This is a genomic window from Streptomyces sp. NPDC055013, assembly GCF_053608645.1.
Map to the genome: position 1 here is coordinate 81,425 of NZ_JBSGVW010000005.1, position 16,930 is coordinate 98,354.

Annotated in this window: 18 protein-coding genes; 8 read left to right on the forward strand and 10 right to left on the reverse strand. The window is 69.5% G+C overall.

Annotated features, from left to right (window positions below):
* Positions 1 to 39 precede the first annotated feature (39 nt).
* Positions 40 to 1,467, reverse strand: a complete 1,428-nt coding sequence (locus tag ACWGDB_RS08460; RefSeq protein ID WP_453821719.1) for an MFS transporter — start codon at positions 1,465 to 1,467, stop codon at positions 40 to 42.
* 324 nt (positions 1,468 to 1,791) lie between these two features.
* On the opposite strand from ACWGDB_RS08460, the gene ACWGDB_RS08465 reads away from it, so the two are divergent.
* Positions 1,792 to 2,718 (forward strand): DUF3027 domain-containing protein, encoded by a 927-nt coding sequence (locus ACWGDB_RS08465; RefSeq protein ID WP_453821720.1) that lies wholly within the window; start codon positions 1,792 to 1,794, stop codon positions 2,716 to 2,718.
* A gap of 3 nt (positions 2,719 to 2,721) precedes the next feature.
* Here ACWGDB_RS08465 and ACWGDB_RS08470 read toward each other — a convergent pair whose 3' ends face one another.
* The 5 genes from ACWGDB_RS08470 to ACWGDB_RS08490 all read right to left on the reverse strand — a co-directional run bounded on the left by ACWGDB_RS08470 (position 2,722) and on the right by ACWGDB_RS08490 (position 5,530).
* Positions 2,722 to 3,297 carry a Uma2 family endonuclease gene (locus ACWGDB_RS08470; RefSeq protein ID WP_453821721.1) on the reverse strand — a complete coding sequence of 192 codons (576 nt, stop codon included), beginning with the start codon at positions 3,295 to 3,297 and terminating at the stop codon, positions 2,722 to 2,724.
* Positions 3,298 to 3,342: 45 nt separating this feature from the next.
* Positions 3,343 to 3,600: a hypothetical protein gene (locus ACWGDB_RS08475; protein WP_453821722.1), complete on the reverse strand. Its 258-nt coding sequence runs from the start codon at positions 3,598 to 3,600 to the stop codon at positions 3,343 to 3,345.
* Positions 3,597 to 3,944 (reverse strand): hypothetical protein, encoded by a 348-nt coding sequence (locus tag ACWGDB_RS08480; RefSeq protein ID WP_453821723.1) that lies wholly within the window; start codon positions 3,942 to 3,944, stop codon positions 3,597 to 3,599. Before ACWGDB_RS08480 ends, ACWGDB_RS08475 begins: the two co-directional genes overlap by 4 nt.
* 67 nt (positions 3,945 to 4,011) lie before the next feature.
* Positions 4,012 to 4,854 carry a helix-turn-helix domain-containing protein gene (locus ACWGDB_RS08485; RefSeq protein WP_453821724.1) on the reverse strand — a complete coding sequence of 281 codons (843 nt, stop codon included), beginning with the start codon at positions 4,852 to 4,854 and terminating at the stop codon, positions 4,012 to 4,014.
* A 202-nt stretch (positions 4,855 to 5,056) separates the two neighbouring features.
* Positions 5,057 to 5,530: an ATP-binding protein gene (locus ACWGDB_RS08490; protein ID WP_453821725.1), complete on the reverse strand. Its 474-nt coding sequence runs from the start codon at positions 5,528 to 5,530 to the stop codon at positions 5,057 to 5,059.
* Between the two features lie 157 nt (positions 5,531 to 5,687).
* Between ACWGDB_RS08490 and ACWGDB_RS08495 the strand changes: the two genes are divergently transcribed.
* The 3 genes from ACWGDB_RS08495 to ACWGDB_RS08505 are packed head-to-tail and all read left to right on the forward strand — an operon-like array spanning position 5,688 to position 6,977.
* Entirely contained in the window at positions 5,688 to 6,563 is an 876-nt protein-coding gene (locus tag ACWGDB_RS08495) for a helix-turn-helix domain-containing protein (RefSeq protein WP_453821726.1), read from the forward strand.
* Positions 6,560 to 6,772 (forward strand): DUF397 domain-containing protein, encoded by a 213-nt coding sequence (locus ACWGDB_RS08500; protein WP_453821727.1) that lies wholly within the window; start codon positions 6,560 to 6,562, stop codon positions 6,770 to 6,772. The genes ACWGDB_RS08495 and ACWGDB_RS08500 overlap by 4 nt, the downstream gene beginning before the upstream one ends.
* 7 nt (positions 6,773 to 6,779) lie before the next feature.
* Positions 6,780 to 6,977 carry a DUF397 domain-containing protein gene (locus ACWGDB_RS08505; RefSeq protein WP_453821728.1) on the forward strand — a complete coding sequence of 66 codons (198 nt, stop codon included), beginning with the start codon at positions 6,780 to 6,782 and terminating at the stop codon, positions 6,975 to 6,977.
* Here ACWGDB_RS08505 and ACWGDB_RS08510 read toward each other — a convergent pair.
* Complete coding sequence (locus tag ACWGDB_RS08510; protein ID WP_453821729.1) at positions 6,974 to 7,189, reverse strand: hypothetical protein; 216 nt, start codon at positions 7,187 to 7,189, stop codon at positions 6,974 to 6,976. The two genes, ACWGDB_RS08505 and ACWGDB_RS08510, sit on opposite strands and share 4 nt — an antisense overlap.
* 150 nt (positions 7,190 to 7,339) lie before the next feature.
* Between ACWGDB_RS08510 and ACWGDB_RS08515 the strand changes: the two genes are divergently transcribed.
* The gene (locus ACWGDB_RS08515; RefSeq protein ID WP_453821730.1) at positions 7,340 to 8,071 is read left to right on the forward strand and encodes a DUF7873 family protein; all 732 of its coding nucleotides are present in this window, start codon (positions 7,340 to 7,342) and stop codon (positions 8,069 to 8,071) included.
* A gap of 502 nt (positions 8,072 to 8,573) precedes the next feature.
* On the opposite strand, the gene ACWGDB_RS08520 is transcribed toward ACWGDB_RS08515, so the two are convergent.
* Together ACWGDB_RS08520 and ACWGDB_RS08525 are read right to left on the reverse strand one after the other, a co-directional pair.
* Positions 8,574 to 9,059, reverse strand: a complete 486-nt coding sequence (locus tag ACWGDB_RS08520) for a hypothetical protein (RefSeq protein WP_453821731.1) — start codon at positions 9,057 to 9,059, stop codon at positions 8,574 to 8,576.
* A gap of 7 nt (positions 9,060 to 9,066) precedes the next feature.
* The gene (locus tag ACWGDB_RS08525) at positions 9,067 to 11,181 is read right to left on the reverse strand and encodes an RNase A-like domain-containing protein (RefSeq protein WP_453821732.1); all 2,115 of its coding nucleotides are present in this window, start codon (positions 11,179 to 11,181) and stop codon (positions 9,067 to 9,069) included.
* 212 nt (positions 11,182 to 11,393) lie between these two features.
* Here ACWGDB_RS08525 and ACWGDB_RS08530 point away from each other — a divergent pair, with 212 nt between their 5' ends.
* Entirely contained in the window at positions 11,394 to 14,516 is a 3,123-nt protein-coding gene (locus ACWGDB_RS08530) for a sacsin N-terminal ATP-binding-like domain-containing protein (protein WP_453821733.1), read from the forward strand.
* 28 nt (positions 14,517 to 14,544) lie between these two features.
* On the opposite strand, the gene ACWGDB_RS08535 is transcribed toward ACWGDB_RS08530, so the two are convergent.
* Positions 14,545 to 14,775, reverse strand: coding sequence for a DUF7683 domain-containing protein (locus tag ACWGDB_RS08535; protein ID WP_453821734.1), 231 nt, complete (start codon positions 14,773 to 14,775; stop codon positions 14,545 to 14,547).
* A 187-nt stretch (positions 14,776 to 14,962) separates the two neighbouring features.
* Between ACWGDB_RS08535 and ACWGDB_RS08540 the strand changes: the two genes are divergently transcribed.
* Positions 14,963 to 15,742, forward strand: a complete 780-nt coding sequence (locus tag ACWGDB_RS08540) for a calcium-binding protein (RefSeq protein WP_453821735.1) — start codon at positions 14,963 to 14,965, stop codon at positions 15,740 to 15,742.
* Positions 15,743 to 15,936: 194 nt separating this feature from the next.
* Positions 15,937 to 16,857 (forward strand): hypothetical protein, encoded by a 921-nt coding sequence (locus ACWGDB_RS08545; protein WP_453821736.1) that lies wholly within the window; start codon positions 15,937 to 15,939, stop codon positions 16,855 to 16,857.
* The last annotated feature ends 73 nt before the right edge of the window (positions 16,858 to 16,930 follow it).

Here is a 16,930-nt window from a genome sequence, read left to right on the forward strand (position 1 = left end):
GGCGGTGTGCCGTGGGGCCTTGCCGGCGGACGGATCGTGTCAGCTCACGCGCGGGTGGCTGTGGCCGCCGTGCCGCGCCGAACCGATCAGACCCTTGATGGTGGTCAGCCAGCCGATGGCGACGATCGTCGCGCCGACCAGCAGCCCCAGGGAGCCCTTCAGCGGCAGCACGATGCCGATGGCGCCGCCGAGCACCCAGGACACCTGCAGCAGCGTCTCGGAGCGCGCGAAGGCCGACGTACGGACCAGTTCGGGCACGTCCCGCTGGATCAGCGCGTCCAGGGACAGCTTGGCCAGCGCCTGGGCGAACCCGGCGGTCGCCGCCAGGAACGCCACCACGATCGCACCGAAGAAGATCGCGGCGGTGATCGCCGCGAGCAGCACGAAGCCCACGACCGTGACGATGATGATCTCGGGCGCCCGCGAGCGCAGCCATGCGCCGACCGCGGTACCGCAGGCGTTCCCGACCCCGGCCGAGACGGCCACTATGCCCAGCGACACGGCCGCGCTCTGGCCGGACATCGGGTGCTCGCGCAGCAGGAACGCGAGGAAGAAGATCAGGAAGCCGGAGAGGCAGCGCAGGGCGGCGTTGGCGCCGAGGGCGTGGGTGACGGCGATGCCGACGGTGCGCAGCCCGGGGCGCTTGACGGGTTGGCGGTGCGGCCCGTGCAGATGCTGCTCGTCGGCCGCCAGCAGGGCGGTGTCCTCGCCCTTGGCCGAGTCGACCTTCGGCGGCAGGGTGAAGGACAGGATCGTGCCGGCGACGAAGATCAGGAAGGCGCCGTAGAGCGGATAGCGCGGCCCGAGCGCCTGGAGTCCGGCGCCGATGGGGGCGGCGATGCCCGTCGCGAGGAGGCCGCCGAGGGTGACTCTGGAGTTGGCCTTCACCAGGGAGAAGCGGGGTGGCAGGAGCCGGGGGACCACGGCGCTTCTGACGACGCCGTAGGCCTTGGACGCGACCAGGACGCCGAGCGCGGCCGGATACAGCTCGATGCTGCCGGTGGCGACGGCCCCGGCCAGCACCAGCGCGAGCATCGCCCGGGCGAACATGGCGCCGGCCATCGCGGCGCGGCGGCCGTGCGGGATGCGGTCGAGGAGGGGGCCGATCACGGGCGCGAGGACCGTGAACGGCGCCATGGTGATGCCGAGGTAGAGGGCGACCCGGCCGCGGGCCTCGTCGGTGGGGACGGAGAAGAAGACGGTGGAGGCGAGGGCGACGGTGATCATCATGTCCCCGGCGCCGTTCACCGCGTGCAGTTCGATCAGCTTGCCGAGACCGGACTCGCCGGCACCGTGCGCGTGGGTGGCCTTGCGGATGCCGCGTGCCGGGCCGGTGAACGGGAGGTGCAGGGCACGGCCGAGCGCGCGGAGGGAGCCGCGCCTTCGGCCCGTTCCGCCACCTCGATCACGGCCGCCCTTGGCGCCACCGATGCCGGTGGCTCCTTGGGGCTGCCTCGCGGTTGCCACGACGCAATAGTGCCCCGAGATGGGGGTGGCTATCGCGGTTACGGCGCGTATGGAGGGCAGCGACTCGGATTCGTACGGGGCAACTCATGGCCCGGTGGCAAGGGTTCCGTATCCCGCCGCGCACGGTGAAAGGGCCGTCGGTGTAGGCCCAGCGCCCCGGAGCAGGTAGCGTGCGTATCTCAGCCATCCCGCACAATGGATGACGTAGGTGCGCCCGAGCGTGATTCGGACGCGGACGTCGACGCGGCCCACAGGTCCGCTCCGTCTGCTCGATCGCCTCAAGGCACCGCACCCGAGAGACGGCGTAGGAGAGAAGCGATACCTGTGAGCGCAGCGACAACGCGAAGCCGCACCCCCGACCGTCTGTGCGCCGAGGCGGTCGACCTCGCCCGCAGTGCCGCCGAGGAGGCCGCCGCGCCCGGCGTGGTCGGCGAGCACGCGAGTCTGGTCTCCGAGGGCGACCGCGTTGTCACGCACTTCTTCGAGTGCAAGGAGCTCGGGTACCGCGGCTGGCGCTGGGCGGTGACGGTGACCCGCGCCTCACGCGCGAAGGTCGTCACGCTCGACGAGGTGGTCCTCCTGCCGGGCCCGGACGCCCTCCTCGCGCCCGAGTGGGTGCCGTGGAGCGAGCGCCTGCGCCCCGGCGACATGGGCCCGGGCGACCTGCTCCCCACGGACGCCGAGGACCTCCGCCTGGAGCCCGGCTACACCGGCGAGGACGAACCGGGACCGAACTCGCCGGTCTCGCACGAGATGGCGGAACTCGTCGAGGCGGAGGACGCGGACCTCACCGCGACCGCCCCCGCCAACCTGCCGGCGGCGCCCTCCCGCGGCTCGATCGCCGCCGTCGCCGAGGAACTCGGCATGCGCCGCGCCCGCGTCCTGTCCCGCTACGGCCTGCACGTCGCCGCGGACCGCTGGGAGGAGACGTACGGCGCCAAGACCCCCATGGCCCAGGCGGCCCCGGCCTCCTGCGTCACCTGCGGCTTCCTGGCCCCGATCGGCGGCTCCCTGGGCCAGGCCTTCGGCGTCTGCGCGAACGAGTTCGCTCCGGCCGACGGCCGTGTGGTGTCCCTGACGTACGGCTGCGGCGGCCACTCCGAGGCCGCGATCATGCCCAAGCCCCCGCGCCCGGCTCCGCCGGTGATCGACGAGACCCGCGTGGACCCCTTCCCGCTGCGCCCGGCACCGGACTCGGGATCGGTGTCGGTGGGGGCGGACGGGGACTCGGGGGAGCTGGGGCACTCGTAGCGGTCAGGACGCCGGCGGCGCGCCTGTTTCACCCTCGTCCTCGCGCTTGTACCGCGGCAGGTCCTCGGTTGAGATCGTCCATTCCGCGATGGTGACGTCCTCTCCGTACACGAAGTCCTTGCGGGTCGCGTAGCGAGGGCCTTCGGGGGTTGCGTGGATGTCGGTGAGTACGGCGCCTGTGCCGGTGCGAGGATCGAAGACCGCGTAGACGGGGATGCCGATCAGGGGGTAGTCGCGCATCTTGGTGACCCAGTCGTTGTCGGGGTTGGAGCGAGAGACGATCTCAATGGCGGCGATGAGTGTGTGTGGGTCGAAGGACCCGTCTCCCTCCATGTCCGCCATGGTGATCACCATTACGTCGGGGCGGCGCATGATGCCTTCCGGCGCCATCTCGACGTCGGGTTCGCCCGTGTGGGCCACGATCTCCTCAGGCATGACCTTCTCCAGGCGCCTACGGAGTTGTGCTCTGGTGAGCTCGTGGCGGCCGTTGGGCGCCACCGGGTCGTGGACGAGCCCCTCCTTCGTGATCTCGAATTTGCCGGGAACGGTGTCGTCAATGGACTGCACGAGGTCGCGCATGGCCCGGTACCGGTGCGAGTTCAATCCGGTTGCCTCCGGAACCGTTCAGAAACCCAGGAACGTGATCTGGACGACATAGATCCGCTCGCTGCGCACGACGACCTGGTACGTGAACATGCCGCCGGTGACGTTCACGATGCCGCCCTTCGGGTCGACTCCGTCGTGGGCTCGGCCGTGGACGTGGAGAGCTTCGGCCGCCCTGACCAGCTCGTCGGCCTTGCGTGCCACAGCGGCGAGGAAATCTGCGGGAGCGGTACGGGCCGACTCTTCGGCGCCGAAGGCGTACTCCCATTTCCAGCTCACTCGCGAACTGCCTTCAACGCCTCGTCGAGGACCGCACTCAACTCGCGAAGAGCCTCCCACGCAATGGCGGAGTCCTCGTGTTCCAAGTTGTCCTGTGCCCAGGCGTAGCGGGCGGACAGGTCCGGCCGACGGGCGATCTCGATATCCCTGGCCCAGGCCAGAACCCAGCCCTTCACCGGGCTCACAGACTGCCACTCGACCGCCTTGGCGAAGGCCTCGTCCTTCATGGTCTGCATCTCGTCCAGGCGGCCTGGCGCGACGATGGCAAGGGCTGCACGCAGAGCATCAGGGGTCTGTTCGGGACGAGGGATCAGTTCGCTTCCGTGGTCGGCCTGAGTGCTCATGGTGTCCTCCGGAGGGTGCCCCGGCCAGAGTATCCGGCCGGAGCGCGGGGAACAGGATGCGATGGGCTCAGGCGGCGGTGGCAAGGGCATGGCGGCAGTCACGGCAGATTCCTGAGGTGGGTGAGCGGAAGGCGCGGTCGCAACCTTCGCAGGTCTGGAGCGGGTGGCGGACGGTCGGCGGTGGCGCTGGGGCGCGGTACGGGGGTGGGGGCGGTAGCTGGGCGGTGAGGCGGTGGGCAAGGAGGGCTGCCGGGCGGCACAGCGGGTCCGGTAGGTCGGCGGTCAGGGCGTGGCGTACGGCGGTGGGGGTCATGTCGCGTTCCAGCCATGCGGCGACACCAGGGGCCAGGTGGGCTGTGTCGCGCTCGCTGAGCAGGAGACGGGGATCGTGGTGGCGGAGGTCCGCGAGGAGGTCCGTGGCCGTCTGGAGGAGGGCGGGGGCCGGGTAGGCGGGCTGCGGTACGGCAGGCAGGGGCTTGCGGGGTCCCGGGGTTCGCTTCTTCCGAGGCGGCGCGGCCTGGTGGTCCTGCGTACGGCGGTGACCTGGCTGGTTGCAGGAGACCGTGCGGGTCACGATGCGGCCGGCGGAGGTGCGTTGGCGTTCGCGGCGCAGGTAGCCGTGGGTCTCCAGCTCGCGCAGGGCTGCGGCGATACGGGTCGTGCCCTCGGGGAAGCGGGCGGCGAGGGTCTTGATGTCGACGCGGGCGCCCGCCGGAAGCGACTGGATGTAGACGCCGAGCCCGATCGCGAGGCCGGACAGCTCCGGGTGCTGGGCGAGGTGATTGCCGATCACGGTGAAGCGGGTGGTGTGGCGGGCGTTGTCGTGGATGAGACCGCCCGCGTGGGGGTGGTTTTTGCCCGCGATAGGGGACTGGGCGCGCAGGGGCGCGCTAGGGTTTTGAGTGTCCATCGGGAAGGCTGCTACTTCCTTGGTGGTCAGGCCCTCGCACTGGGATTGCCGTCCCGGCGAGGGCCGTCGTATGTCTGCGGTTGTGTTGCGGCGAGCGTAAGGCAGGCAACCTGCCCCGAATCCAGCCGAGTTGATGATGTTCACCCGGTTGGGTGAGTTTGCGACGCCGTGGGCGGGAGGGGTGGGGCTTGGTGGGGTTCTTTCACTGGTCTGTTCCTTGAGGGAGACCGCGCGTGCCACCGGAGAACGGGTTTCTGTGGTCCGGTGGCAAGGCGACTTCGGCCCAGACCGTCCTGCGCGGAGGCAGCCCCGGTGAGGTGCCCCAGCGGTCGGCCAACGCCTCGACGATGGTGAGTCCACGGCCGGACTCAGCGTCGGGGGTGGGGTGTTGGGGGTTCGGTGGCCGATCGCCACACGTGTCGGTGACTTCGATGCGGAGGGTGCCGCCGACGACGTACAGGAGCAGCAGGAAGTCCCGGCCGGGGACGCGGCCGTGTGTGGCGGCGTTGTTCGCCAGCTCGGCCACGATGTGCGTCGCCGGGTCCAACGGCATGCCCCAGCTGCGGAGTTGCTCGCCGGCCAGGAGACGGGCGAGGCGGGCGCCGCGCGGGGTGGGGGACAGCTGGACGCTGAAGTGGCGGACGGGGGTGACGAGATCGGGGGATTTCCTGTTCACCTCACTCAGCGTGGTCGTGCGTGCTTACCGTGAACAAGTGACTCAGCGGGTGCGTACGGTGACTGTCCGGAGCTTGTCCGGTGGTGTCCGGGCTGTCGGGGCGTTGGGTGCGGGTAGGGCGCAGCAGCACGGGGGCGGTACGACGGAGGGGTACGGGATGTCGGTCGAGGCGGACACCGGACGGCTCAAGACGGAGGCGGACGAGCCGGGTTGGGAGGTGGATCCTGACGACGAGTGGGGCGTGGCGGTCATCGCGACGGTCGGGCGGCAGCTGAAGCTGCGGCGGGAGGCGGTGGGGATGCGGGCCGCGGAGTTCGGGAGGGCGGTCGGGTACGGGGAGGACCTGGTCTACAAGATCGAGGGTGGGAAGCGGATTCCTCGGCAGGAGTATCTGGTCAAGGCCGATGAGGTGTTGGGGGCCGGGGGGCTTATTGCGGCGACGTGGGAGGACGTGCAGAAGGTCCTGTATCCGAAGAAGGTGCGGGAGCTGGGGACGCTGGAGGCCAAGGCGGTCGAGATCGGCGTGTACGAGTGCAACATCATCGCTGGGCTGTTGCAGACGCCGGAGCACGCGCGGGCCGTGATCGAGGCAGCGCAACCGCCCTACGCGCCGGACGATGTGGAACGTATGGTGGCGGCTCGTTTGGCCAGGCAGTCGGTCTACGAACGTGATCCGGCCCCTTCGATCCACTTCGTCCTGGAAGAGGCCCCGCTGCGCCGACAGGTCGGGGGCACAATGGTGTGGCGACGCCAGCTCGAACGTCTGCTGGAGGTGGGGCGGTTGAACAACGTCACGCTTCAGGTCATGCCGACAAACACCGACGCTCACCCGGGCCTGGACGGCAGGATCGAGTTGCTGAAGTTTGCGGACGGTACGGCGGTGGGGCGTTCCGACGGGGCGTTTAGCGGGCGGCCGATCACCGATCCGAAGCAGCTTCGCATCCTTGAGCTGCGGTATGGCACCATCCGGGCGCAGGCTCTCCCACCGCGGGAGTCGCTGGCCTTCATCGAGAGACTGCTGGGAGAAACATGATCGGCAAGGCCTCCGTCGGAGATGTTTCCGAACTGGCGTGGTTCAAGAGCAGCTACAGCGGCGGCACCGACGGCGAGTCCTGCGTCGAGGTTGCGATAGCGCCCCGCACCATCAACGTCCGCGACTCCAAGTACCGTGAGTCCAGCCCTCAACTCGCCCTCACTCCGGAGAGCTGGGCGGCTTTCGTCGCCTACGCGTCCGAGGGCTGAGGTCCGAATGGGCGCCTCCGAACTGGCGTGGTTCAAGAGCAGCTACAGCAGCAGTAGCGAGGGCGACTCCTGCGTCGAGGTCGCGATGGCACCCCGCACCATCCACGTCCGCGACTCCAAGTACCGCCACACCAGCCCCCGACTGGCGCTCGCCCCGCAGGCCTGGGCCGACTTCGTGTCGTACGCGGCCAACTCTCGCGCCTAACTCCTGCGGGCGCGGCGGATCAGTCGGGACGCGGTGAGGTACAGGGCGGTGACTGCCGCCCAGGCCGCCAGGAACTGGAGTGCGAAGCTCCTGTCGCCGTTGCTCCAGATGAAGGCTGTCATCCCTGGACCGCCGATCCACCAGAGGAACACGACGATCGCGAAGAGTCCCCAGGCCAGTTCGCCGAGGGTCTCCTTGATCAAGTCCAGCATTGTGCGGCACTCCCGTGCGGATGAGATGTGTGCATGATCAACCGCACATCAGACTCTCACGCCTGGTGAGTCAACGGCTGACCCCCTGAAAAGGGAGTGCGCCTGTTCGAGCCGGTGGGATACGTTCCTGCCTGTTCGAAGGGGGACGACGTGGCGAAGCTGAATCAGATCATCGCTGTCGAAAAGGGTGTCAAGAGCAAGTCGCTCCAGGACATCACCGCGGCGCATCACAAGGTGCAGAAGCCCGCGCTGCTGGCCGGTATCTCGCGTACGTACCAGCCGAAGGACGAGGAGGGCGAGCAACTGCCGCCGGAGTCCACGCGGGTACAGGTGCAGGCGGAGGACGTGCTGCGGGAGATGTCCGCTTCGCTGACCCGGCTGTTCGACGTGACCGCGACGAAGGACTGGGCCAACTGCTCGGCGCGTGCGGACGTCACGGTCGAGGGGCGCACGGTCGTCGCCGACGTTCCGGTCAGCTACCTCCTGTTCCTGGAGAAGCAGCTCACCGACCTGCACACCTTCGTGAAGAAGCTTCCCACCCTCGATGCCGCCGAGTCCTGGTCCCACGACCCGTCCACGGACTGGTGGAAGACGGACCAGGTCCGCACGATCCGTACGAAGAAGGTTCCGCGCAACCACGTGAAGGCGGAGGCGACGGAGAAGCACCCGGCGCAGGTCGAGGTGTACTACGAGGACGTGCCCATCGGGTACTGGACGACCGTGAAGTTCTCCGGCGCCCTTCCGGCGCGGCGGGTCAATGAGCTGGTGGAGCGGGTCGAGAAGCTCCAGCAGGCCGTGAAGTTCGCCCGCGAGGAGGCCAACGGTGCCGAGGTCACCGATCAGCGGGTCGGCGACGCCGTGTTCGGCCACCTGTTCGGCTGACGCCGGTCACGGGTAGCCTCCATGATCGCCCCCGCGTGCGAGCGCGGGGGTGCGCAACAGGCGCGGGCCGGACTGAGGACCGGTTCGCGCGATGAGCGCAAGCTGACACTGAAGTTCAGCCTGAAAGACGCGGTGACAGTGAAGGTTCGAGTCCTTCCCCCGGCACTACGACATTCATCCGGGCCGGGGTAGCCCAACATGGCAGAGGCAGCCGCGATCAATCTCAGACTCTCGCTCCAGTCTCAGCATTGCCGCCGATCGCCGGATCGACCGAGGCCGGACGAACGCCGTCGGATGCGAGTTCGACTCTCGCCTGCACCTCTTGCGCGGTGCGGTAGTTCAAAGGAAGAACACGACGGCATGATGACTGATCCGACCTCTTAAACGCCGCCGGCGTGCGCAATTGGGTGGCATCCCCAGGGGCCCGGGAGCTGGATATGACTCCCGGGCTCCGCCACGTTCCGGCCCACTGAATTTCCGTTGGGCTGGTCCAGCAATGACTCTAGCGTTCGCGTCTACTCAATGAGGAGTATGCGCCGAATTCGGGAACCGGCTCCCAGTTGGAGGAAACATCGACTCCATGACGGTTTTCCATGGATTCGCCACCCTCGTCCTCGATCGCGCGCTGAATGACGCCACCAGTGGTGAATTCGTACGTCTCAGTGCGGTCCGCGTCTGCGTACCCGCCTCGCTCCTGAGAATCGCCATAACTGTACGAGGTCGCTGTCTCCAGAAAGAAGGAGCCGTCGATGAGCGTGAATGTGTAGTCCAGTGTGTCACGGCCGTATTCGTCCATGAAGATGACAGAGGCGTAACCGGTCTCCAGTCGCATTTCCACTCGCAGGGCCGGTGCGGACTGTCCGGCGGATGCGGCGACTGCGGTGTACAACTCGCCCCGGCCGTGCCGGGCTTGAGCCTGCTCGGGAGTCAAGGGGTTCATGGGCGTTTCGGCGAGGTTGTTCCACTGCTCGCAGTAGGTCCAGATCATGACTGGTTCAGCCCGTACCCTTCGGTAGCCGGTAGACGAAACCCTGTACGTCTCGGATTATCACGCCGTGATTCGCTGCTTCCCGCAGCGCCCATTCTGGCACAGGCTGTGACTGGATGGGGACTTCCAGATAGTACTTACCCTTCAGAGGTTTCCCGATCAACTGCGGGTATTCTGCGCGCGCTTTTGGCGTGTCCGGTATTTTTGTTCCTGCCTTGTACTTCTGGTTGATCTCTCGAAGATAGTCCTTGAGTGACTCTGGTTTGATCTTCGCTATCTGAGTCTGCTTGCGGGAAACGATCTCTTTTCCGGGGCGATACGAGTCGAGGTATTTTCCGTTTTCCAGGTATACCTCGTTGGTCGGGTAGCGCGGCCAGTTCTGCGTGTTGAATTCCCGCCCTGCCTTCCACTTGTCACGCAGCCACTGCGGGAGGCCGTCGCTCTTGCCGCCGCCCGGCTGACTCGTGCCCGTTCCCCCGGAACCGACCGCCATCAGCACGACCCCGGCCGTACCCAGCACCCCGGCACTGAGCGCCGCCTCGGCTGTCAGGGCGCCGACCATCCCGCCGCCGGCCAGCGCGAAGCCGCCCGGTGGGAACAGGGCCAGCAGGGAGAGCAGGAGGAGGGCGAAGCCGAGGTAGACCAGGAACGTGTTCAGGGCGTCTAGGAGGTGGAGGTTGCGGATCGCCCGGCCGTCGGGGCCCGCGTCGCCCAGGCCGCGCCACAGGAGGAGGACGCCGGTGGTCGCCGCCCCCAGTGCCGTTCCGAGACGGAAGCGGTGCGCTGCCAGCACTTCCCCCAGGGGCTGGGCCGATGCCCGGTGCCAGGTGCGTAAGAGGGTGACCAGCTGGTAGGCGATCCAGGCCAGGGCGGCGATGCCGAAGCCCATGAGGATCTTCGGCCCCGCACCGGTGCTGAAGAACTCCTGGAGACCGGCGGTGGAGGTGAACGAGCCGACGCCCAGGAACAGCAACGCGGGGAGCATCAGCACGCACGGGATCAGCAGGAGCCAGCGCTCCCGGGAGCGGCGGGCCGCTCGGGTCGCCTTCAGCCACGCGCGGATGTTGAGCGCCCGCCAGGCATGCCCGTTGTCGGACGCGTCCATCCGGGCCGTGATCCCGGCGACCACCCGACGCAGGTCCCTCGTTTCGCCGGGGGGCGTCGACTCGGCGGCCGCGTACAGCAAGGAGCGCCGCAGCCTGACGTAACGAAGGACGATCAGCAGGCTCCACGGCAGACGCCAGGCCGCGTACCGCAGCAGTGCTCCCAGGCTGTCGCCGTCGGCACGTTCGGACGCGAGGAGTACGTCGGGCATGGTGCCCTTGGCGCGGTGGAGCCGGCGCAGGTCCGCGGCCATGGCGATGGCCAGGCACACGAGTGGCGCGGCCCATGCCAGTCCGTTCAGGGACTCCAGCCATTCCCTGGCCCCGGCGGCGTGCTCCTGCACCGCGTAGTTGTTCACCGTGTGGTGCGCGGCGGCGGCTGCGATCGGGAGGATCGACAGCAGGCGTATCCAGCCGTGCGCGCGCCACAGCAGCCCGACCCCGAAGCCGGCCACGGCCGTGAACACCAGGTGCGTGAACGTTTCCGTGACCGGAGGGCCGCCCAGGTCCAGTTGGCTGAACGGGGCCGGGAGCCACGACGTGAGCACCTGCCCCAGGCCCGGCACGTACGGCGGGGACAGGCTGTCGGGGACGATCCAGCCCTCGCCGCGAGGGATCGCCCGGTCCGCGTCCAGGCCGAACCGGAGAACCGCCTCCAGCAGCCCGAAACCCGCCCCGAGAGCCGCGCCCACCACGACGAAGTCGGTCAGCCCCCACTGGCGGCGGACCCGCGGGCTCAGCCCCGCCAGCAGCAACGGGGAAACCTTGAGTAACTCCTCCACCCAGGGAGCGACCGTGTAGCTGGTGGTGTTCACCACCGTCACCAGCGACCGGCCCGACTGCTCCGCGTAGACACGGGTGTAGGCGAACTCCACCAACGCCGTCGCCACGCCGCACCCGTACACGCCCACCGCCAGCGCCAGCAGCACGGTCGACAGGCGCACCGAACGCGTCGGTGAGGAAATCGCGAAAAGCTGCAGTACGCCCCAGACGGCCGCCACCGCCATCACCAACGTCACGCCAGGCCCCCGATGCACCGGAACAACATTCGATTCGCGATAGTGAACGCGATGCTAGGCAGCCGATCGCCGGTGCGGCAAGGGAGTTGTGAGACGGCAGTCGCGTGAACCGGCCAGGGAGGTCGGAACGCGCGTCCCCGGTGGCGCGGGCGGGCGGCGCGCGCTCGTCCCATGAGCGGTACCTTCATCGTCAGCCGATGAGGAGAGTCAACGTGAGCAAGTTCGTGCGGCCCGCGGCCGAAGGTGCCGACCCCTTCGGTACGGCCCGTCTGCGCCGCGGGGTCCTGGACGCCTGGGCCACCAGTCCCGCCCGTTTCCGGGAGGACGCCAACGCCGAGGAGGACCTCGTCCTCGGCGGGTACCGGGACCGGCTCGTGGTCGAGCTCGCTCAGAACGCCGCCGACGCCGCCGCCAGGGCGGGGGTGCCCGGAAAGCTCCGGCTCACCCTCCGCGAGGGTGTTCTCGTCGCCGCCAACACCGGTGCTCCGCTGGACGCGGGCGGCGTCGAGTCGCTGGCCACCCTGCGCGCCTCCGCCAAGCGGGACTCGGCCTCCGTCGGCCGGTTCGGTGTCGGCTTCGCGTCCGTGATCGCGGTCACCGACGAACCCGCCGTCGTCGGGCGGCACGGCGGTGTCCGATGGTCCCTCGCCGAGGCCCGCGAACTGGCCCGGGAGACCGCGGCACACAGCCCGGGACTGGGTGACGAGATCCGGCGGCGGGACGGACATGTGCCGCTGCTGCGGCTGCCGTTCGCCGCCGAGGGCACCGCCCCGGACCCCTACGACACGGTCGTCATCCTCCCCCTGCGCGACACCGCGGCCGCCGACCTCGCCGAGCGGCTGCTGCACTCCGTCGACGACGCCCTGCTCCTCGCCCTGCCCGGCCTCGCGGAGGTCGTGATCGAGGTCGGCGACGCCGAGCCGCGCACCCTGCGCCGCGGTACCGACGGTCCCTTCACGGTGGTGGAGGACTCCACCAACGGCGTCACCCACTGGCGTACGGCCGCCGCCCACGGCCCGCTCACGCCCGAACTGCTCGCCGACCGCCCGGTCGAGGAGCGGCTGCGCCCCCACTGGTCGCTCACCTGGGCCGTCCCGGTCAACGCCGGCGACAGCACGCCCGCCCGGCCCCGCACCGCCCCCGTCGTGCACGCGCCGACGCCCAGCGACGAGGCACTCGGCGTCCCCGCCCTCCTCATCGCCTCCTTCCCCCTCGACACCACCCGCCGGCACGCCGCCCCCGGCCCGCTCACCGACTTCCTCGTGCAGCGGGCGGCGGACGCGTACGCCGAACTGCTCGCCGACTGGCGCCCGGTGAGCGACGGCATCATCGGCCTCGTGCCCGGCCCGCTCGGCAAGGGCGAACTCGACGGCGCCCTGCGCCAGGCCATCCTGGAGCGTCTGCCCCGCACTTCCTTCCTGCCGCCGGCCGTCGAGCCGCAGGAGCAGGACTCCGAGCTGCCCGAGTCCCTGCGGCCCCGGGACGCCGAGGTGGTCGAAGGCGCCGGCGCCGACACCGTGCAGGTCCTCGCCGAGGTCCTGCCCACCCTTCTCCCCGCCGGGCTCGAACGACGTGTGGAGCTGCGGACGTTGGGCGTCGCCCGGGTTCCGCTGACCGACGCGATCGACCGGCTCGCCGGGCTGGAGAAGGAGCCGGGCTGGTGGCGGCGGCTCTACGACAGCCTTGCCGGGGTCGACCCGGACCGGCTGTCCGGCCTCCCCGTGCCGCTGGCCGACGGGCGCACCACCATCGGCCCCCGGCAGATCCTGCTCCCCACCACCGACGGCGCCCCCGTCGACCCGGAGATCCTGGCCCGCCTCGGCCTCAAGGTCGCCCACCCGGACGCCGCCCACCCGCTCCTGGAGAAGCTCGGCGCCCTCCCGGCCACGGCGCGCGCGGTCCTCACCACGCCCCAGGTGCGCGCCGCGGTCGCCGCCTCCCTGGACGAGGACGGCGCGCTCAGCTGGGAGGAGGACACTCCCGACGCCGAGGAACTGGCGGACACCGTCCTCGCCCTGGTGCGCGAGGCAGGCCTGGAGCCCGGTGACGAGCCCTGGCTCGGCGCCCTCGCGCTGCCCGACGAGGAGGGCGAGCCCGCGCCCGCCGGCGAACTCGTCCTCCCCGGCAGTCCCTTCCACCAGGTCATGCGGGACGGCGAACTCGCCACCGTGGACGCCGAACTGGCCGAGAAGTGGGGCGAGCAGCCGCTCGCGGCATGTGGTGTCCTCGCGAACTTCGCGCTCGTGCGTGCCACCGACGTCGTCCTCGACCCGGACGAACTGGAGCCGCGCGAGGGCGACTTCGCCGAGCCCGACGACGCGGGTCTGCTGGACGCCGTGGACGTCTGGAGCGAGGACATCCTCGACCGCTTCCCGGACACACCGGTACCGCCGGTCGCCACCGAGCTGATCGCCGTACGCGACCTGGACCTGGTGGACGACGACAAGTGGCCCCAGGCCCTCGCGCTGCTGGCCCAGCCGCCCCTGCGGGACGCGCTGACCCAGCAGGTGCGGATCCTGCTGCCCGACGGCACGCACGAGGTCGTACGGCCGTACACCGCCTGGTGGCTGCGCGGTCACCCGGTGCTGGACGGCCGCCGCCCGGCCGGGCTCCTCGCCTCCGGCGGCGACCCGCTGCTGCGCGGCCTGTACGACGAGGCCGACGCGACCGGCTTCGAGGACGAACAGGTGCTGCGGGCGCTCGGAGTGCGTACCTCCGTCGCCGCGCTGCTGGACGAGCCGGGCGGCGCCGCCGAGCTGCTCGACCGCCTCGCCGACCCGGACCGCCGCGTCACCTCCGCCCAACTGCACGCCCTGTACGGCGCTCTGGCCGACCTCGACCCCGAGCAGGTGACCCTGCCGGACGAGCTGCGGGCCGTGATCGACGGGCGGGTCGAGGTGGTGGACGCGGCGGACGCGGTGGTCGTGGACTCGCCCGACCTGCTGCCGTTCACGGAGGGTGTGCCGCTGCTTCCCGTACGGCCTTCGCGGGCCGCCGAGCTGGCCGAGCTGTTCCAGGTGCGGCGGCTGAGCGAGTCCGTCACCGGCGACGTGGACTCCGAGGGCACCGAGCACGACGTACCGGAGCCGGTGCGGGTGCTGCTCGGGGCGCGGACACCCCGGTCGTACGTCGAGCACGAGGAACTCGTCGTCGACGGCGTGGAGATCGACTGGCGCCACACGAACGACGGCACCCTGCACGCCTCGACCCTGGAGGGCGTCGCCGCGGGCCTGGCGTGGGCGGCGGGGCAGTGGCCGCGTCGGTTCGAGGTGGCGGCGCTGCTGGAGGATCCGTCGCGGACGGAGGAGCTCGCCCGGGACCGGTGGTTCGACTGAGGGGCGGGGCCTGACCGTTCCCCGGCGCTCAGTCCGCCACCGCCTCCAGGAAGTAATCGAAGCGGTCCAGGTCGAGGGTGATGCCGGTCAGGTCGCGGAAACCGTCCGCGTGTTCCGGGCCCAGCGGATACACGTCGGCGAGCTGAGCGGCCGGCATCGCCAGCAGCGCCCCGAACGCCTCCGCGGCCACGGACGAGACGTCGGTCTCCGACTCCGGTGTGTCCTCGTCCTTGGTGTAGCGGGTGAGGAGGAACCCCATGTCGCTTCCTTCCGGCCGATCTTGAAATTTCTCGCACAAATCTCTCACGAGTCGTACAACCTTTCGTATGCGTCGCGCATCTGATCATCGGAGTCACCCGACTCCCTGATCACTTGGGCCCCGTACGCACCCGCGAGCCGCTGGGTGTGACCGGGCGGGGCCCCTTTGCAACGTGGGGGAACAACACATGCGCATGCGTGCCACCCTCGGCGTCGTCACCGGCGCCCTGGCCCTTTCCGCTCTCGCCGTCCCGGCCGCCCAGGCCGACGAGGTCGAGGGCGACACGGCGATCTCGAACGTCGTGGTGAACGGTGGCAAGGCGGCGGTCGCCGGGTCGACCGCGAAGAAGACCATCAGCGTGACCTTCACCGTCAAGGACAACTCGGGCGTCGACTGGGCCCAGGCGATCCTGTACCACGGTGCGAACATCGACAGCGCCGACTCCGCTGCCGTGGCCAACGGCAGCGACGGCCGTGCCACCTGCACGGTGGTCAACGCCACCACGTCGACCTGCAAGTCGACCTTCGACCTCGAGCCGGGCTACAACCTGATCAACAAGGTGGCCGGCGGCTGGAAGGTCTGGGCGATCGCGGCGGGCAACGACGCCGACTACGTCCAGAAGGACAACGCCAAGAGCTTCCAGGTGCAGCGCGCCTCGAAGCTGACGGTCAACGCCTCGCCGGAGCCGGTGAAGAAGGGCAAGACCATCACGGTCACCGGCAAGCTGACCCGCGCCAACTGGGACAACGGCACCTACTCGGGCTACGCCACGCAGTCCGTGAAGCTGCAGTTCCGCAAGAAGAGCAGCAGCACCTACAGCACCGTCAAGACCATCAAGACCAACTCGAAGGGCGACCTGAAGACCACGGTCACCGCGTCGCAGGACGGCTACTTCCGCTACAGCTTCGCGGGCACGAGCACGACCCCGGCGGTCAACGCCACGGGCGACTTCGTCGACGTCCGCTGAAACCGGGCAATCGCCCCACGTTCACTCAGCGTCAGTAACGCTTACGCAACATCCACACCAGCGGCACAACCCTTCACTCGTGCCGCTTATCTGATCTTGTGAGTCAACAGACTCCAACGATCACTCGGCCCCGGTGTGATCGCGAGACACGGTGCTCGGCGATCCACCGGGGCCCTTCTCCACGTGGAGAACGCATGCGCATACGAGCCACTGTGGCCGCCGTCTCCGGCGCCCTGGCCCTCTCCGCCCTCGCCGTGCCGGCCGCGCAGGCCGACGACACCGTGAGCCGCGCGGACGTCGCGAAGATCCGTGAGGCCGCGCACGCCGCGTCCGGCAAGAGCGCGTTCGGTACCCGCGCCCCCGGGGAGGACGAGCCGTACGCCCTGGACGTCACCTTCTCCGACTTCAAGGTCGCCAAGGCGGTCAAGGTCGGCACGACCAACCACGTCTCCACCAAGGTGACGTACAAGCTGACCCACGGTGCGGACCTCGACATCACCGCCTACGACTTCTACACCGACCCCTACCTCTACAAGGGCGCCTTCGACGCGCCGGACAACATGCTGTTCGGCAACAACTACGGCAAGTGCACGCCGACTTCGTCGACCACGGCCAACTGCTCCGGCACGATCGACGTCTACCCGGCCGACGGCGAGCTGTGGAACGCGGACGCGGGCAGCTGGAAGGCCGGCGCGATGGCCATCGCCTTCAACGACCAGGACCCCTCGGCCGACAACTTCGACATCACCAAGGTCGGATACGCCGACAAGGGCGGCCTCGCCACCACCCTGATCCAGCGCAACTCCCAGCTGACGGTCAACGCCTCGCCGGAGCCGGTGAAGAAGGGCAAGACCATCACGGTCACCGGCAAGCTCTCCCGGGCGAACTGGGAGGACAACAAGTACCACGGCTACACGAACCAGTCGGTGAAGCTGCAGTTCCGCAAGAAGGGCAGCACCACCTACAGCACCGTCAAGACGATCAAGTCCAACTCGACGGGCAACCTGAAGACCACGGTCACCGCGTCGCAGGACGGCTACTTCCGCTACAGCTTCGCGGGCACGAGCACGACCCCGGCCATCAACGCCACGGGCGACTTCGTCGACGTCCGGTAGGACAACCCCCAGGGGCGCGGGGAACTGCGCGACCAGCCACAACGGTCGCGCAGTGACCCACGGCGATCTCGCC